The sequence below is a fragment of the Amycolatopsis sp. CA-126428 genome, assembly GCF_002904335.1.
Classification (GTDB): domain Bacteria; phylum Actinomycetota; class Actinomycetes; order Mycobacteriales; family Pseudonocardiaceae; genus Amycolatopsis.
This window is the reverse complement of the sequence record NZ_PPHF01000098.1, coordinates 41,411-58,820: the sequence shown is the minus strand read 5'-3', so window position 1 is coordinate 58,820 and position 17,410 is coordinate 41,411. Positions and strand designations below refer to the sequence as shown.

Annotated in this window: 12 protein-coding genes; 8 read left to right on the top strand and 4 right to left on the bottom strand. The window is 73.5% G+C overall.

Translation table 11 applies throughout. The features are described from left to right. Nucleotides 1-9 precede the first annotated feature (9 nt). Together C2L58_RS25925 and C2L58_RS25920 are read left to right on the top strand one after the other, a co-directional pair. Entirely contained in the window at nt 10-3,072 is a 3,063-nt protein-coding gene (locus C2L58_RS25925; protein WP_103340242.1) for an ADP-ribosylglycohydrolase family protein, read from the top strand. A gap of 34 nt (nt 3,073-3,106) precedes the next feature. After that, nucleotides 3,107-5,014, top strand: a complete 1,908-nt coding sequence (locus C2L58_RS25920) for a TNT domain-containing protein (protein ID WP_103340240.1) — start codon at nt 3,107-3,109, stop codon at nt 5,012-5,014. On the opposite strand, the gene C2L58_RS25915 is transcribed toward C2L58_RS25920, so the two are convergent. The 3 genes from C2L58_RS25915 to C2L58_RS25905 are packed head-to-tail and all read right to left on the bottom strand — an operon-like array spanning nt 5,001 to nt 8,612. After that, nucleotides 5,001-5,852: a class I SAM-dependent methyltransferase gene (locus tag C2L58_RS25915; RefSeq protein ID WP_103340238.1), complete on the bottom strand. Its 852-nt coding sequence runs from the start codon at nt 5,850-5,852 to the stop codon at nt 5,001-5,003. The genes C2L58_RS25920 and C2L58_RS25915 overlap by 14 nt on opposite strands. 12 nt (nt 5,853-5,864) lie before the next feature. Then, the gene (locus C2L58_RS25910) at nt 5,865-7,172 is read right to left on the bottom strand and encodes a sensor histidine kinase (RefSeq protein WP_103340237.1); all 1,308 of its coding nucleotides are present in this window, start codon (nt 7,170-7,172) and stop codon (nt 5,865-5,867) included. 3 nt (nt 7,173-7,175) lie between these two features. Then, nucleotides 7,176-8,612, bottom strand: coding sequence for a CCA tRNA nucleotidyltransferase (locus C2L58_RS25905; RefSeq protein WP_103340236.1), 1,437 nt, complete (start codon nt 8,610-8,612; stop codon nt 7,176-7,178). A gap of 101 nt (nt 8,613-8,713) precedes the next feature. Here C2L58_RS25905 and C2L58_RS25900 point away from each other — a divergent pair, with 101 nt between their 5' ends. Both C2L58_RS25900 and C2L58_RS25895 read left to right on the top strand, forming a co-directional pair. Then, on the top strand, nt 8,714-9,268 hold the full coding sequence (locus C2L58_RS25900) for an NUDIX hydrolase (RefSeq protein ID WP_199191438.1): 555 nt from the start codon (nt 8,714-8,716) through the stop codon (nt 9,266-9,268). Further along, on the top strand, nt 9,265-11,418 hold the full coding sequence (locus tag C2L58_RS25895) for a DUF6049 family protein (protein WP_103340233.1): 2,154 nt from the start codon (nt 9,265-9,267) through the stop codon (nt 11,416-11,418). Before C2L58_RS25900 ends, C2L58_RS25895 begins: the two co-directional genes overlap by 4 nt. A 124-nt stretch (nt 11,419-11,542) precedes the next feature. On the opposite strand, the gene C2L58_RS48780 is transcribed toward C2L58_RS25895, so the two are convergent. After that, complete coding sequence (locus tag C2L58_RS48780) at nt 11,543-12,259, bottom strand: hypothetical protein (protein WP_146073677.1); 717 nt, start codon at nt 12,257-12,259, stop codon at nt 11,543-11,545. A gap of 282 nt (nt 12,260-12,541) precedes the next feature. Here C2L58_RS48780 and murJ point away from each other — a divergent pair, with 282 nt between their 5' ends. The 4 genes from murJ (at nt 12,542) to C2L58_RS25860 (ending at nt 17,387) form a co-directional block, all read left to right on the top strand. After that, a complete protein-coding gene (murJ, locus tag C2L58_RS25875) occupies nt 12,542-14,266 on the top strand; it encodes a murein biosynthesis integral membrane protein MurJ (protein WP_233225943.1) in 1,725 nt (574 codons plus the stop codon). Between the two features lie 79 nt (nt 14,267-14,345). Continuing rightward, entirely contained in the window at nt 14,346-15,938 is a 1,593-nt protein-coding gene (locus tag C2L58_RS25870; RefSeq protein ID WP_103340226.1) for a protein kinase family protein, read from the top strand. Between the two features lie 31 nt (nt 15,939-15,969). Next, complete coding sequence (gene sigM / locus C2L58_RS25865; RefSeq protein ID WP_034284380.1) at nt 15,970-16,593, top strand: RNA polymerase sigma factor SigM; 624 nt, start codon at nt 15,970-15,972, stop codon at nt 16,591-16,593. After that, entirely contained in the window at nt 16,590-17,387 is a 798-nt protein-coding gene (locus C2L58_RS25860; RefSeq protein WP_103340225.1) for a hypothetical protein, read from the top strand. The genes sigM and C2L58_RS25860 overlap by 4 nt, the downstream gene beginning before the upstream one ends. Nucleotides 17,388-17,410 lie beyond the last annotated feature (23 nt).

The window sequence follows — 17,410 nt, the reverse complement described above, 5'->3', positions numbered from 1 at the left end:
ATGGGGAGAATGGACGAAGAGGAAGCCGCCGCTCGCGCGCGGGAATGGCTGCGCACGCGGCCCGGCGGCGACCGGCTGCGGATCCGGCCGGAGCTCACCGTGCGCCGTCCGGACGGCTGGAGCTTCACGGTCAACGCGGCCGCCTACCTGGACGGCACCGACGTCGGCGCGGGCCTGTTCCCCGGCCCGGTGGTGCGCGTGCCGGTCGACGGCGGCGAGATCGGGTTCGACCAGCCGGCGATGGCGAGCACGCCCGCCGAGGCCGGGTGGCGGCCGGACGTCGACCCCGAGTTCGACGAGAAGGCGTTCCCCGAGCTGGACGTCCCGGTGCGGGCCGTCCGCGGCTGGACCCGGGCGGACGGCGAGCACCGGGTCAACGAGCAGTACACCCCCGGCCCGGTCTGGCGCGGGTTCCCGGCGCCCGCGACCGACCCTGAGAAGCTGCTGAACTACCTCGCCGCGAACTGGATCAGCCGCGCCGAGTTCGTCCTCGCCCTGCTGGACTGCGAAGTGCTGGTGCCCCTGCTCGACACCGGTGAGCCGCTGCTGCGGCCGGTCCCCGGCACAGGCGGGCGCGAAGTCATCGCCTACAGCTCGTCGGCGAAGGTGCCCGGCCGGTACCCGCACCGGTGGCGGGTCTCGGTCCGGGAGCTGCCGCCGTCGTCGGGGCTGACGCTCGACCCCGGCACCGACCTGGTCCGCAGCCTGACCGCCGCCGAGCTGGCGGCGGCCCGCGGCGCCGCGACCGCACCCCGGCCCCCGGTCGAGGAGCCCGCTCCGGAAGCCGGGCCGGAGGTCGCCGCGGCACTGCCCGCGCTGGTCGCGGAGTTCGGCGTCGAACCGCCCGACCTGCTGGAACGCCACCTGCGGTACGCCCTGGACCACGCCCGCGACCAGCACTTCGAGCTGACCTCCGCCGAGTGTGTCCGGTACCTGCGCGGGTTCGCCTGGCAGTACCGCAACGGCGTCCGCCGCCGGGCCGGCCAGGAGCCGGAATGGCCCGCCGACCTGGGCGAGAACGGCCTGATCGCGCACGTGGACGAAGACGCGCGCCCGCGGCCGGTGCCGTGGACGTTCGGGAAGTTCTCCGCCTTCGGGACGCCGGCCGACCGCTTCGCGTGGCACCGGATCGTCGGTGCGTACGTCGGCTTCGCGATCGGTGACGCCCTGGGCGGCGGTGCGGACCCGACGAGCCCCCTGCCGCTGGGCGGCCTGACGCGGCACCTGCTGTTCCACACCGACATCGTGCTGCGGGGCCTGCCGCCGGTGCCGACCGGCGAAGTCCCGGCGACCCTGCCCGAACCGGACCCGGTCGGCTGGCTCGCCGTCGCCACCCGGCACGCCGGCCCGGCGCCCGCCGAGTTCTCCGCGCTCCTGGCCACGGCGTTGGCCGCGACCCCGGCCGGCGCGGTGGCCGTCGCGGACGTCGACGGCGAGCGGTACGCGAAGGACGTCGCCCGCGAGCTGACCGGCAGCGCGGCCGGTGCCGAGGTCACCGAGGGCGTCGAACTGCTGATTTCCCTGTTCCAGGCGCTGCTGACGCGGGAGACGTTCGCGTTGCCGGTGCACGTCCGCCTGCACGAGATCGGTGGTGACCTGGCGGCTTCGACGCTGGCGCTGCGCGCGGACCGCGACGCCGACGACGTCACGCAGCTGGAGTCCATCGGCGACGGCCGCAGCGTCCGGTCGGTGCTCGGCCGCGCGCTGTTCGCCGCGGCCAAGCGCGGCTACGACCCGGAAGCCGCGATCAGGCTCGCCGCGCGGTCCGGGCCGGTGGCGGGCGCGATCGCGGGCGCGCTGGTCGGCGCCCGGGTCGGGGTGCCCGGCCTGCCCTGGGCCGCCGAGCTGCCCGACCTCGGCCTGCTCGACGACGTCGCGAGCGACGTCTTCTGGTACTTCAACCGCAACGGCCTCCGGGCGGAGACCGCGGAACACCCCCGCTGGGAGCGCCGGTACCCGAGCGGCCGGTTCGCCCCGGAACCGAAGGGACCGAACTTGCGATCGCGGCTGCGGGGCAGCCTGCTCGCCGGGGCGATCGGGGACGCGCTGGGCGCGAAGACCGAGTTCGACTCGATCGCCCGGATCCGCGAAATCGCCGGGCCGGCCGGCATCACCGACTTCATCCCCGCGTACGGCGGCGTCGGCCGCATCACCGACGACACGCAGATGACGCTCTTCACGCTCGAAGCGCTGATCAGGGCCCACGCTCAGGAGCGCCGGTCCGGGTCCGCGGACGTCGTCCACTCGCTGCAGATGGCCTACCAGCGCTGGCTGCACACCCAGGGCGTCCCGTGGGAGCGGGCGCGCGGACCGCAGTCGGCGGCCGAGGCCGCCGACGGTTGGCTGGTCACCCACCAGGAGCTGTTCAGCCGGCGCGCACCGGGCCTGACCTGCTTCGGCGAGCTCGAGGCGTACGGCCGCTCGGGCGTCCGGGGCACCATCGACCGGCCGGTGAACAACTCGAAGGGCTGCGGCGGCGTGATGCGCGCGGCGCCGATCGCGCTGTGGTCGGACGACCTCGCCGAGGTGTTCCGGCTCGGGGCCGAGAGCGCGGCGCTGACCCACGGTCACCCGAGCGGGTACTTGTCGTCGGGGTGCTTCGCGGTGATCGTGCACGAGCTGCTGCACGGAAAGCCGCTGCTGGACGCGGTCGCGACCGCGCGGGCTGAGCTCGTGAAGCACCCGGCGCACGAAGAGCAGAGCGCGGCGCTCGACGCGGCGCTGGCGCTGGCGGAGCAGGGGCCGCCGACGCCGGAGAAGCTGGAATCGCTGGGGCAGGGCAACGTCGGCGAGACGGCGTTGTCGATGTCGGTGTACGTCGCGCTGACCACCACCGACGCCGACTCGGCGTTGCTCGCGGCGGTCAACCACAGCGGCGACAGCGACTCGACCGGTTCCGTCTGCGGCAACCTCGCCGGCGCGATGTACGGCGAGGAAGCGCTGCGGCAAAGCTGGCTGGACCAGCTGGAACTGCGCGAAGTCATCGTCGGCCTCGCGGACGACGCGCTGACCGAATTCGGCCCGGGTGCGCCGGGCGACGACCGGTGGTTCGCTCGGTACCCGGTCGACTAGGTTCTTGGGGCTACTGGGGACGGGGAGGACAAACGTGCGTAACCGGGTTGAAGTGGCCGAACGCCCGGACGGCCTGTATGCGACGTGGGGCGAGGGGACTTTCCGCGCGCAGCGATCGACCACGGACGGCACGGTGCTGCTGGCCGTGCTGCCGGAGGAGGAGCCGCCGGAGGGCTTCGACAAGGAGTTCGACGGGCGTCCGGCACGGGTGGTGCCGGCGAGCGAGGTGCCGTCGACGTTCACGCTGCGGACCTTCGCCGAGTACGACGGCGAAGTCTTCGAGGTCGCGCCGGGCGACCGGCCGGAGCTGACCCTGCGCTGGGTCCGCGACGACGCCGCCCGCGCGGCGCAGCTGGGCCTGACCGACTTCTCGGTCACTGTGCCGGCCAAGCAGGTCACGGCGCTGTGGCAGACGCGGCTGGACTTCTCCGAGACGCCGGAGGCGCGGCCACAGCCGGGCACCGGCGACCAGAACGCGCTGCTGCGCGCCATCGGCCGGACGCTGCTGCACACCGTGCCCGGTGGCTGGGCACGGGTCGGCGCGCAGTTCCGGCAGGTCGGGAACTACGCCGAGATCGAGGTCCGCGCGGTCGGCGACGAGGACGGCCCGGTGTCGGTCTCGCTGCCCGCCGCGCCCAAGCTCGGCGGGCTCTTCGCGCGGCTGCGGGCGGCGATGTTCCAAGCCGAAGCCGGGACGTGGTTCCAGGGCACGTTCACCCTCGACGACCAGTCGCAGTTCGACTTCGACTTCGACGCCGACCGCGAGCCGGACTGGCGGGTGCCGCCCAACGACGGCGGCCGCCCGTCGACCGCCGCCTACGAGCTGGAGCTGGCCACCTTCCCGCGGACGCCGAAGCACCTGCCGGCGTGGCTGACGGCGAAGGCGGGCTTGCCGCTGGACGTCGTGTTCCGGCACGCGCGGGTCGCCGACTCCCACGTCGAGGGCGAGCGCCCGGTGGTCACCCGGCCGCCGGTGCCGCCGGACCAGGTCCGCGGCCTGCTCGACTACCTGTTCCGGGCGCCGGTGGCGCTGCACCGGCCCGCGCCGCTGCCGGACATCTTCGGCGCGCCGGGGGCCAAGCCGGACGTGCCGAACGCGTTCCACACCGACGGCACCTGGATCTGGCCCGCCGCCGTGCCGCACTACCTGCGCAAGTACGGGGTGCCGCCGGAGCCGGAGCTGGTCGAGCACGCCCGCGCGGCGGGCTTCCGGCCGCCGTTCGTCCGGGAGCTCGTCCGCGCCACGGCCGAGGCGGAGGTCCTCGGCCAGCCGCGGCCGCCGCAGACGGCGGCGGACCTGCCGGACGAGCGCGCGCTCGCCCGGGTCGCGCGCGGCGAACCGGTCCGGAACCTGCGCGGCGCGGAGACCCTGGAGCTGCTCCAGCAGCGGCTCGCCGAACACGGCGTGCCGGCGGCGGCCTACCGGATCGGCGCCGGCGAGATACCGGCCGACGGTGTCTGGACGCTGCGCCGGGCCGAGAACGGCTGGGAGGTTTCGCGGCCGCCGTCCGACGAGCCGGTGGCGTTCGGCTCGCTCGGCGACGCGGCCCGGTTCCTGCTGGGCGTGCTGCTGATGCTGCCGCCGAGGCCGGCGGAGGAGTCCGACCAGCCGGCCGACTGGCCGATCCTGCCGATGCGCGGCGAACCGCCGTTGAACTTCTACCGGGGCAAGCGCCTGATCACGCTGCCGCCGGGCACCACGGTCGTCCGGTTCGGCAACGAGACCGGCAACCTGGTGCACGCCGACGGCGCGCGGTTCGTCGAGACGGCTCTGTCGTTCGAGCGCGAACGCGATAAGCGGCTCTACCGGGTGCAGCGCGCGATCCGCGTGCTGACCGGCGTGGCGGCGCCGTGGGGCGGGATGCCGGGTGGCGCGGTCGCCCACCTGCTGCCCCGCCCGCTTGCCCAGCACATCGAGACGGGCTCGCTCAGCAGGCAGTGAGCAGGACGGCGGGCGACCACCAGTAGTCGGCGAGCGGGGTGACGTCGACGTCGGTGAAGCCCGCCGTCCTCAGCTGCTCGGCCCAGACCGAAGCCGGGTGCTCCCAGTTCGTCCGCTGCTGCCCGGAGACGATCCCGAGCAGCACCGGCAGCAGGAAGCCCTGGGCGACCAGCGTGGCGTCTTCGCCGTACTCCGCCACCCCGCGCTCGTAGCGCTCGACGAGCGACCGGAGGTGCTCCGGCGAGCCTTCCTCGAACTCCGGCACGTCGAACTCGGCCAGCACCAGCGTCCCGGTGCGCGGCTGCAGCGCCCGCAGCACCTCCGCGCGCTGCTCCGGCTCGATGGACTGCATCGCGAACGTCGATTGGACGAAGTCCCAGCCGAGGTCGTCGCGGGCCAGGAAGTCCTGCGCGGTCGACTGCCAGCACTGGGCGGACGGCACCCGCTCGTGGACGCCTTCGAGCAGCGCGGCCGACGGTTCGACCAGGTCGATCCGCGGCGGGAGGTGCGACGCCTGCTCCAGCGCGGGCACCACGGCGAGGCCGTCACCGCAGCCGAGGTCGAGCAGCGACTCCGGCTTCCCGGCGTCGTACCGGGCGGCCAGCTCGGTGCTCAGCGCCCGGTACAGCGCGACGTTGCCGCCGCCGCGGATGAACGCCGTGAACGCGCTCGGCTGGTCGTACACCGGGGCCGAGCCGTCGCCGGCCAGGTACGTCCGCAGTTCGTCCGCCAGCGTGGAGCCGGCGCGCCCGGCCTGGGCGGCGAGTTCGGCGGCCTGGTCGCGGTCACCGGACCGGTAGGCGGCGAGGGCGTCGGCCAGCAGCTCGATCGAGGTCATGGTCAGGGGATATCAGAACGGGACCCACAACGTCACCCGCGTGCCACCCCCGGCGAGTCCCGACTCGACCAGCGACGTCCCGCCGACCTCGGCCAGCCGGGCGGTGATCGACTCGCTGATGCCGAACCCGGCCGGGTGGTCGGCCGCGCTGAAGCCGCTCCCGTGGTCGCGGGTGATCACCGCGATCCCGCCGTCCCGCTCCTCGACGCGGACCACGACCCGGTCGGTGCCGGAGTGCTTCATCGTGTTCCGCATCGCCTCGCGGACGGCGTCGCGGATGGCGATCTGCCGGACCTCCGACAGCGTGTCGTCGTCGAGCTCGGCCACGACGAGCTGCGCGCGCAGGCCGTCGCGGGCCATCTCGGCGGCGAGCGCGGCGAGCTTCTCGCCCAGCGGCCGGGCGCCGGCCTCGGCCCGCTCGGACGCCGCCGACTCGATCGTGTGCCGGATCTCCATCGCCTGCGCCCGGGCCAGCCGCTGGATCTCCACCAGCCGGTCCTCGCCGTCGCCGGGGCCGGCCAGCGCCATCGCTTCCAGGGTCTGCAGCACGGTGTCGTGCAGCATCCGGTGCTGCTGGGCGCGCTCGGCGAGCCGCCCGTTGCGGGTGCCGTAGGCCAGCGCCAGCCGCGTGCCGAGGCCGGTCAGCACCAGCGCGGCGGTGGCCAGGAAGAGCTCCGCGAGCAGGACGGAGTACGTCGAGAACGCGGCCCCGGCCAGGAAGCCGCCGGTGTTCAGCCAGTTCGCCAGCATCCGCAGCGGAAAGCTGACCAGCCCGAACACCACGCCGCTCGGGAGGCCCAGCGCGAGCGTCAGCAGCCCGACCTCGCCGTAGAGGTGGATGCTCGTGACCGCGAGCGCGTCGAAGTACGCCGGTGTCGGCACGGTCAGCGCGATGAGCAGCGGCGAAAGCACCGTGAAGACCAGGTCGACGGCCAGGAGCTTCCCGGCGTTCCGGCCGCGGAACGGCGCCGAGCGGAACATCCAGCGCAGGCCGATGAGGTTCAGCGCCACCGACAGGAGCGTGAACACCCCGACCGGCAGCAGCCCGGTCGTGCCGTGCCGGAGGACGTAGACGCCGAACTGGCCGGGCACCGCGAGCAGCCGGTACGCCAGCGGGATGAGCACGACGTACCGGGTCGCGCGCAGCAGCAGGCCGTCGCGCTCGGTGGGATCGATCGGACCCGACATCCGGGAGATGCGCCGCAGCGCGTGCATCGGGGCCGGATCGGCGATCTCGTCGGGCAGCTCACTCGTGGCGGTGGCGATCGCGGGGGCACCGCGCCTCAGCAGCGCCACCAGGAAGCTGCCCCCGCCCGCCACGGCTCACGCGTTCCCGACGCCGTTTTCCGCGGCCCACTTCTTCAGCTCGGCGACCGCCTCGTCGTGGTCCAGCGGCCCGCGGTCCAGGCGCAGCTCCTTGAGGAACTTCCACGCCTTCCCGACGTCCGGTCCCGGCTGGAGGCCGAGCAGCGCCATGATCTGCTCGCCGTTGAGGTCCGGCCGCACGCGGTCGAGGTCCTCCTTGGCCTTGAGCGCGGCGATCCGGGCCTCGAGGTCGTCGTAGGTCGCCTGCAGCGCGGCCGCCTTCCGGCGGTTGCGGGTGGTGCAGTCGGCGCGAACCAGCTTGTGCAGCCGGGTCAGCAGGGGCCCGGCGTCGGTGACGTACCGGCGGACCGCCGAGTCCGTCCACTCGCCCTTGCCGTAGCCGTGGAACCGCAGGTGGAGGAACACGAGCTGGGAGACGTCGTCGACGATCTCCTTGGAGAACTTCAGCGCCCGCAAACGTTTGCGGGCCATCCGCGCGCCGACCACCTCGTGGTGGTGGAAGCTGACGCCGCCGCCCTCTTGGAACTCCCGCGTCGCCGGCTTGCCGACGTCGTGCAGCAGCGCCGCCAGCCGCAGGATCAGATCGGGCTCGGACGTCGGCTCGTGCGAAGTCTCCAGGTCGATCGCCTGGGCGAGCACGGTCAGCGAGTGCTGGTAGACGTCTTTGTGCTGGTGGTGCTCGTCGATCGCCAGCCGCATGCCGGACACTTCGGGCACCACCCGGTCGGCCAGCCCGGTCTCGACCAGCAGCTCCAGGCCCGGGCGCGGATCGGCCGCCAGCAGCAGCTTCGACAGCTCGGCCTGCACCCGCTCGGCGGTGATCCGGTCGATCTCCTCCGCCATCGACGTCATCGCGTCGACCACCCGCGGCGCCGCGGTGAAGTCCAGCTGCGCGGCGAAGCGGGCCGCGCGCAGCATCCGCAGCGGGTCGTCGGCGAACGACTCCTGCGGCGTCGCCGGGGTGTCCAGGATCCGCTCCCGCAGGGCGCTCAGCCCGTCGTGCGGGTCGATGAACGTCTTGGACGCCAACTCCACGGCCATCGCGTTGACCGTGAAGTCGCGGCGCAGCAGGTCGCCCTCGATGCTGTCGCCGAAGGTGACCTCGGGGTTGCGGCCGACGCGGTCGTAGGTGTCGGCGCGGAACGTGGTGATCTCGAGCTGCATGCCCTTCTTCGTCACACCGACCGTGCCGAAGGCGATCCCGACGTCCCAGACCGCGTCGCCCCAGCCGCTGACGATCTTCAGCACCCGGTCGGGCCGCGCGTCCGTGGTGAAATCGAGGTCGCCGGAGCGGCGGCCGAGCAGCGCGTCTCGCACGCTGCCGCCCACGAGGTACAGGCGGTGCCCCGCCTTGGCGAACCGTTCCGCCAGCTCCTCGGCCAGCGGGGAGACCTGCATCAGCTCCGCCACCTGCTTGTCGACCACGTCGTTCACGAAAATCCCACTACGTTCCAGGTGCGATTGCTCCAGGCACCGCCGGACACGGACACGGAGAGCCAGCCTACCGGGGCAACCGTTTGCTCTAGCATCGCAGCATGTCTGGATCAGCCGGCCGCCCCGGCGCCTCGAAGCCGCGCAGGCGGCGCAGGCGGCAGCGCGGCAGGCGCCTGACCACGGTCGACGAGACGTCGGCCGGTGGCCTCGTGGTGGACGCGGCGCGCGAACAGGCGGTGCTGATCGGCCGGCTCGACCGGCACGGCAGACTGCTGTGGTCGCTGCCCAAGGGCCACATCGAGGACGGTGAGACGGTGGAACAGACGGCTGTGCGCGAGGTGAAGGAGGAAACCGGCATCTCCGCGCGCGTCACACGGCCACTGGGCACCATCGACTACTGGTTCGTGGCCGAGAAGCGGCGCATCCACAAGACCGTGCACCACTTCCTGCTCGAAGCGCTCGGCGGTGAGCTTTCCGACGAAGACGTCGAGGTCACCGAGGTGGCCTGGGTCCCGCTGGCCGAGCTGGAGACCAAACTCGCCTACTCCGACGAGCGCAAGCTCGTCCGGAAGGCCAGTCAGATGTACAAGGAACTTTTCGCGCGCCCGGACGTCCTCGGACGAGACGAGCACGCCCCTGAGGGAGCCCCCGAGTGAAGCGGTTCGCCGCAGCCTTCCTGTCCGTCCTCTTCCTGGCCGTCCCCGCCTTCGCCGGCGCGACGGTGGCCCAGGCGCAGGAGGGCGCGCGCCTGCGCGTCGACCTGGCCGGGCTCAGCCCGCGGGTGATCACGAGCTCGACGACGACGCTGACCGTCACCGGCACGGTGACCAACACCGGCGACCGCCGCGTCACCAGGCCGCAGGTGCGGCTGCAGGTGGGGGACCGGGCGACGACCGAACGCGGGGTCGGCGACGTGCTGTCCGGCGCGGTCGTCAGGGACAACCCGCTGACCGACTTCACGTCGGTCGCCGACGTGCTGGAGCCGGGGCAGAGCGCGCCGCTGACCATCACCGTGCCCCTGACCGGGCCGCGGGCGAACCGGTTCTCCCTCCCCGGCGTCTACCCGCTGCTGGTCAACGTCAACGGCACCCCCGAGTTCGGCGGGCCCGCGCGGCTCGGCGCGGTCAGCATGCTGATGCCGGTGCTGGCCGGCCCGGGCAAGACGGGCGGGCGGACCGGTGCGGCACCGAGCATGACCCTGCTTTGGCCGCTGACCAGCAACGTCCCGCACGTCTACGCGGCGCCGTACGGCAGCCCGGTGGTGCTGGCCGACGACCGGCTGGCCGCCGAGATCAGCGGGGACGGCCGGCTGAACGCGCTGGTCACGTCGGCGTCGTCGGCCGTGCGGACCAACGCCAACCTCGCGAAGTCGATGTGCTTCGCGCTCGACCCGGACCTGCTCGCCACCGTCGACGCGATGACCCGCGGCTACCTCGTCCACACCGACGCCGGCAACGTCGACGGCAAGGGCGCCGAGGCCGCGAAGACGTGGCTGTCCGAGCTCCGCACCCTGGTCGGCGGCCACTGCGTGGTGGCGCTGCCGTTCGCCGATGCCGACCTCGACGCGCTCACCCGGATCCGGCCCGGCGACACGAGCCTGGTCGCCCGGGCGGCGACCGGCACCGCGACCATCCAGGAGCTGACCGACGTCATCCCGCAGACCGGCGTGCTCTGGCCGGACGGCACACCCAGCGCGTCGGCGCTCACCGCGCTCACCGAGGCCGGCGTGAAGACCCTCCTCACCGACGTGGGCAAGCTCGCGCCCGCCGCGGCCGGCGGCGGCGTCACGGTGCAGGGCAGCACCGTCCGCGTGCAGCCGACCGACTCGCTGATCACCGCCGCGATGACGGGCGTCCCGACCGTGCCCGGTTCGGTCACCGTGCCCGCCACGACCGAGCGGGCGGTCGCCGGCCAGAACGGCCTCGGCGCCCTCGCCTTCCGCGCCGGGCTGGGCCTGGCCGCGGGGCAGCAGCGGCCGGACCACCTGCTGGTCGCGCCGCCGCGGCGCTGGGACGCCGCGGCCGAGGAGTTCACCACCTACCTGCAGCAGGTCGGGGAGTTCCTGAACACCGGCCTGGTCACCGCGACCCCGCTGCCGACGTTGCTCGCCGCCGTCCCGGCGACCTCCGGCTCGGTCGGCGACGGCGGCCCGGTCCCGGCCACGGGCGTCGACCCCGACGTCGTCTCGACGCTGGCCGGGCTCGACGTGAAAGCCACCGGGCTGGCGTCCGCGATGCAGCTCGACCCGACCAAACGGGTGAAACCGGACGACGTCGTCGAGCCGATCCGGCTGGCCGAGCTGCGTGGCGCCTCCACGGCGTGGCGGGGCCTGCCGGCGGACGCCGCGACCACGAACGCCCAGGCCGACCTGACGGCGATCAGCGGGCGGGTGACCGTCTCGCAGCCGAAGCAGACCATCGCGCTGGCGTCCGGCAACTCGCCGCTGCCGGTGTACGTCAGCAACGACCTGCCGGTCGGGATCAACGCCCGGTTCGCCCTCGACAACAACACCGGCCTGCGCCCGGGGGACGCCCAGGACCGGTTCTTCCCGGCCAGCGGCGGCAAGAACTACTTCCTCCCGGTGGAGGCGCTGCGGGCCGGCCGGTTCAGCGTCGATGTGTCGTTGCGCACGCCCACCGGTACCCCGCTCGGGTCATCCGCGCGGTTCGAACTGACGTCCACCGAGTACGGCGCGATCACCATCATTGCGACCGTCGCCGCAGGTGTGGCCCTGCTTCTGCTCGCTTCCCGGCGGATCTACCGGCGGGTGAAGGACGCCCGCGCGGGCCGCGACGTCGTGGCCTGATCGCTCGGCCTTCGAGTGTTCCGGGCGGTTCGCGATTACCCTTGGTCCGCACGTGCGCGGCACCGGGCCGCGGCACCGGAGTAGAGCACCGAGGATTGGGCACGCGTTGGAGAGAGAGCCGGGCTTACCACCCGAGCGTGCGGGTCGTCCTCGGCGCGAAGGCCCCCCGCCCCCGCAACGGGGCGACGGGCCCCCGCGAGCAGCACAGCCAGCACAGCCGGTCCGCCGCCAGCAGCCGCCGCCTCCACCCCCGGAGCGCGGCCGCCGCCAGCCGCCCCGCAACGGCCACCCGCGCAAGATGCCGGCTCCCGACGACGCCACGGTCCGCGACCAGCGCCCGGTCCGCGACGACGTCCCGCCCCGCCGCCCGGCCCGCGACCAGCGGCGCGGGCGCGAAGACGCCCCGCCTCGTGGCCAGCGCCCCGCCCGCGATGACGCCCCACCCCGCCCCGCCCGCGACGACGGCTGGCCCGCCCACGACGAGGCTCCGGTCCGGGACCGCCCGGCAGGCGAGGAGGGGCCGCCTCGAGACGGCCGTCCCTTGCGCGACGGGCGTCCGGCAGGCGAAGACGCCCCTCCGCGAGACGGCCGTCCCCTGCGCGACGGCCGCCCGGCAGGCGAAGACGTACTCCCCCGAGACGGCCGTCCGGTACGCGAGCAGCGTCCGGTAGGCGACGACGGCCCCGGCCGGGACGGGCGGCCGGCCCGGCGCGTCCCGCCGCCGCAGGGCCCGCCTCAGCCGCCGCGCGGCGGCCCGCCCCCGCGCGGCGCGGGCCCGGCACCCACGCGCATCCAGCCGGTGCCGCCGGTGCCGCCGGTGCCGCCCCCGAACCTGCCGCACCCGGCGGGCCCGCCCGGGCCGCCGCCGCAGCAGAGCGCGTCGCTGCAGGGGCGGCTGCCGCAGCCGTCCGGGCCGCCGCCGCTGCCACCGCCCTCGACCCCGCCGCCGGGCAGTCCGGTGCCGGGCCCCGGCACCCCGCCGCCGGGCACGCCCGTCCCGCCCCGCGGGCGCGGCTCCCGGCGTCCGGCGCCCGTCCGGCCGTGGCAGGAGGAGGCGCAGCAGGCCCCGCGCCCACCCGACCCGGAGGCGACGCGGTTCATCCCGCGCACCGCCGGCGTCCCGATGAACTCGCGCTGGCCGGTCGCCGACCCCGACGTCATGCGGCCGTACGACGCGCTGGCCACCCAGGTCATGCCGGCGCTCAAGGGGCCGCTGGTCAAGCCCCGCCCGGACGGAGAAGCGCCGGAGGCCCCGGCCAAGGCGCCGTCGCTGGCGAAGGCGTCCGGCCGGATGGCCATCGCCTCGCTGATCAGCCGGATCACCGGCTTCCTGTGGAAGCTGCTGCTGGTCGGCGCGATCGGCCAGGGCATCGCGAACGACTCGTTCAACGTCGCCAACACGATGCCGAACATCATCTTCGAGCTGCTGATGGGTGGCGTGCTCGCCAGCGTCGTGGTGCCGTTGCTGGTGCGCTCGCAGGACGACCCCGACGGCGGCACGGCCTACACCCAGCGCCTGATCACGGTGGCGTTCTCGCTGCTGCTGGTCGGCACGGTGGTGGCGGTGATCGCGGCACCGGCGTTCACGAGTCTCTATGTCGACTCGTCCGGCGCGGCGAGCGCGGACCTCACCACCGCGTTCGCCTACCTCCTGCTGCCGGAGATCTTCTTCTACGGCGTGTTCGCGCTGCTCTCGGCCGTGCTCAACGCCAAGCAGATCTTCGGGCCGACGGCGTGGGCGCCGGTGGTCAACAACCTGGTCGTCATCCTCACGATCCTGGTCGTCTGGATCATGCCGGGCGACATCGACACCGGCCACGTCTCGATCACCGACCCCAAGGTGCTGACGCTGGGCATCGGCGTCACCGGCGGCATCGTCGCCCAGGCGCTGCTGCTGGTGCCGCCGCTGCTGCGGTCCGGCTTCCGGTTCAAGTGGCGCTGGGGCATCGACAAGCAGATGAAGGAGTTCGGCGGCCTCGCCCTGTGGATCCTCGGCTACGTCGCGGTGAGCCAGATCGGCTACACGATCAACACGCGCGTGCTGACCAGCGGTTCGCCCGGTGGGGTGACGGCCTACAGCAACGCCTGGCTGCTCTTCCAGCTGCCGTACGGCGTCATCGGTGTCTCCCTGCTGACGGCGATCATGCCGCGGATGAGCCGCGCGGCCGCCGACGGCGACCACAAGAAGCTGATCGGCGACCTGTCGTACGCGTCCCGGATCTCGACGGTGATGCTCGTGCCGATCTCCGCGGTGATGACCGTGGTCGGCGGCTCGATCGGCATCGCGCTGTTCACCTTCGGCAAGGGCACGCTCGACACGGCCGAGCGGCTCGGCGACGCGCTGGCGATCTCCGCGTTCGCCCTGCTGCCGTACGCGCTGGTGATGCTGCAGATGCGCGTGTTCTACGCAATGAAGGACGCCCGCACGCCGACGCTGATCATGATCGTGATGACGCTGGTCAAGGTGCCGCTGCTGTACCTGTGCCCGGTGTTGCTGGCGCCGGACAACGTCGTGCTCGGCGTGATGATGGTCAACGCGCTGACGTTCGTGGTCGGCGCGATCCTCGGCCAGGTTTGGCTGTGGGTGACGCTGGGCAACTTGCGCAGCAAGCGGGTGATCGGCGTGATTCTGTTCACGGTCGTGGCGAGCGTCCTCGGGGTGGCCGCGGCGTGGGTCGCCGGCAAGCTCGTGCCGGACTTCTTCGGGCCGCGGCTGGGCGCCTGGGCGAAGCTGCTGCTGCAGAGCGTGGTGGGCATCGTCGTCTCGTTCGGCGTGCTCATGGCCCTCAAGGTGGAGGAGCTCCAGCCGGCCACTTCGAGGTTCACCCGGTTGATCAAGCGCCGGTAACGATTGCGGTACGGAAGGCGACGACTCCCGCGTCGTATTCTGGGTAACCTTGGAGCGGGGAGCTAACGGGAGCGTGCGGGTGGACACGAGGCGGAGCGAACAGGCGGGGGGTGCGAACCACGTGGGCAAGGCCCAGGTCGGATCGCTGGCCCCCGGGCGCGTGGTCGGCGACGGCCGCTACCGCCTCCTCGCGCAGTTCGGCGTGGACGAGCGGGGTGACGCGCACCTCTGGCGTGCCCGGGACGGGCAGCTGAAGCGGGACGTCGCGCTGACCTTGCTGGTCGGCGACCCGGCGGACCCCGAAGCCGCCCGGCTGGCCCGGCGGACGCTGGAGCGCGCGACGCACGCTTCTAAGTTCGGCCACGGCGGCGTCGCCCGCGTGCTGGACGTGCTCGCCCTCGGCAGCGGCATCACCTCGAGCGAAGGCCTGCTCGGTGTCGTCGTCGCGGAGTGGACCAAGGGCAGCGACCTGGTCGACCTCGTCGCGCAACGGCCGGTGGCGCCCGCTGCGGCCGCGCGGATGGTGCAGGCGCTGGCCGAAGCCGTCGAGCAGGCCCACCAGAACGGGCTCGTCCTCGGCCTCGACCACCCCCAGCGCCTGCGGCTGACGCCGAGCGGCGCGCTCAAGCTCGCGTTCCCCGGCCCGCTGCCGGAGGCGACGCTGCGCGACGACGTCAAGGCGCTCGGCGCGGTCCTGTACCTGCTGCTGACCGGCCGCTGGGCGCTGCCCGGCGGCCCGCCTGCAATCCCCGCGGCCCCGATGACGCCGCAGAACCGGATCGTCCCGCCGCGCCAGCTGGTGCCGACGGTGCCGGCCGATCTGTCGTCGCTGGCCGTCCGCACGATCGAGGACGGCGGCAACGGCGGCATCCGCACCAGCGCGGCCATCCTGCGCGTCCTCGACCAGGTGGCCGAGGAAGAGGAACGCACCCAGCTGATCAAGGCCGTCGGCGGGGACGCCGCCGAGCCGGACGGCACGATCTGGACGACGAAGAAGCCGGTCAAGGACGTCGCCCGGCGGCGCAAGCTCGCCCTCGGCGTCACGGTCCTGGTGGTCGCGACCGTCATCATCCTCGCCTGGGGCGGCCTGATGCTGATCAACGTCTTCCAGGGTGATTCGAAGGCGAGCGGGCCGTCGATCAACGTCGCCGCGCCGCCGGCGTCGAGCCAGCAGAACGGGACGCAGCCCCCGCCGTCGTCGGCCCCGGCCCCGCCGCCTTCGCCGTCCGTGGGCGCCGCGGTGCCCCCGCAGTCGGTGGCCGTCTACAACCCCGAGGGCAAGGGCGACAACACCGGCCGGGCGAAGTTCGCGACCGACGGCAAGCCCGAGACGGTGTGGCGGACCGAGAAGTACAAGCAGCAGTTCCCCACCATCAAGCCGGGTGTCGGGCTGCTCGTCGCGTTCGAAAACCCGATCAACCTCAGCCAGGTGAAGGTCATCGGGGGCACCCCGGGCACCAAGGTCGAGATCCGGTCGGCGACCGGGAAGAACCCCGAGCTGGCCGACACGAAGGTGGTCGGCAACGGCGACCTGAAGGACGGCGAGACGACGATCCCGCTGGCCCAGCCGACGCAGGGCGAGTACTTCATCGTCTGGATCACCCAGCTGGGCGACGCGGACGGGCAGTTCATGACCGAAATAGGCGACCTGTCCTTCCTGCCTGCGGGGTGACGCACCCGACAGGGTCAGTAGGCTCTCGCGGGTGACAGCTGCAGCTCCCACGGATGCGGATCTGATAGCGGCTCACGCCGCGGGGGACCCTCATGCGTTCAGCGAACTCGTCCAGCGACATCGCGACCGCATGTGGGCGGTCGCGCTGCGCACGGTCCGCGACCCGGAAGAGGCCGCCGACGCGTTGCAGGACGCCTTCATCTCGGCGTTCCGCGCGGCCGGGAACTTCCGGGCGGAGTCGCAGGTCACGACGTGGCTGCACCGGATCGTGGTCAACGCCTGCCTCGACCGGATCCGCCGCCGCCAGGCGCGCCCGACGGTGCCGCTGCCGGAGACCGGCTTCAACGAGCCCGCCACCCCCCGCGACTCGATGGCCGAGCGGGAGACCAGCCTGCTCGTGCGCGAGGCGCTCGACCAGCTGCCCGAAGACCAGCGTGCCCCGATCGTGCTGGTCGACGTCGAGGGATACTCCGTCGCCGAGACGGCCAAGATGCTCGGCATCGCCGAGGGCACGGTGAAGAGCCGGTGCGCACGGGGCCGCGGGAAACTCGCGAAGGTTCTCGGGCACCTGCGGAACCCCGATGCGATTGCGAACGTCCCAACTCACGAAAGCAAACGGGCCGGGCGTCAGCCGGGTAGCGGGGAGGGACGATGACGGACGAAAGCCGGGGGATCGGGGGGACCATCGGTCCGCCCTGGTCTGTCGACGTGCTCGCCGACCTCCACGCCGGTGTCCTGGACGACACGCGCGCGGCGGAGCTGTGGCCGCTGGTCAACGCCGATCCCGAAGCCCGGGCGATCCTGGACGCCCTCGACGCCACCCAGGCCGACCTCGCGTCCCTGGCGGACGCGCCGGCCCCGCGGATGCCCGCGGAGTTCGCCGCCCGGCTGGACGCGGCCCTCGCCGCCGAAGCAGCGGCCGCCTTTCCCGGCCAGGCCGGTCCCCGAAGCGCCACGCAGGCACCGCGGCAGGCCGGGCCCGGGGACGCCCCGGTACTGGACCTCGCGGCGGCCCGGCGGCGCCGGAACAAGCGGCTCGTCTGGGCCGCCGGCGTCCTGACCGCGGCCGCGGCGGCGGTCGTCGCCGTGACCATCGCGATCCCTGGCACCGCGCAGCAGCCAGGCACCCCGAACGTGGCGGCCCCGACGGGCCCGTCGGTCGGCAACGACGGTGCCGGCGCGCAGGCCCTGGTCGGCAAGGCCATCGGCGTCCGCGACTTCGGCCCGCTGCAGAACGAGGACCGCCTGGACGCGTGCATCGCGGCCGCCGGGCTGGACCCGAAGGTGCGTCCCGAGGGCATCCGCCCGGTGAACGTGGGCGGCAAGGCCGGAGTCATGATCATCCTGACCACCGGCAAGCTCGCGCAGTTCCGCCTGGTGGCCTTCGGCGCCGACTGCGGGCCCGGAAATCCGGCCGTGCTGTTCGACAAGGTCGTCGGGGAGAAGTAGCGGCTGTCACCCGCGGGAACATG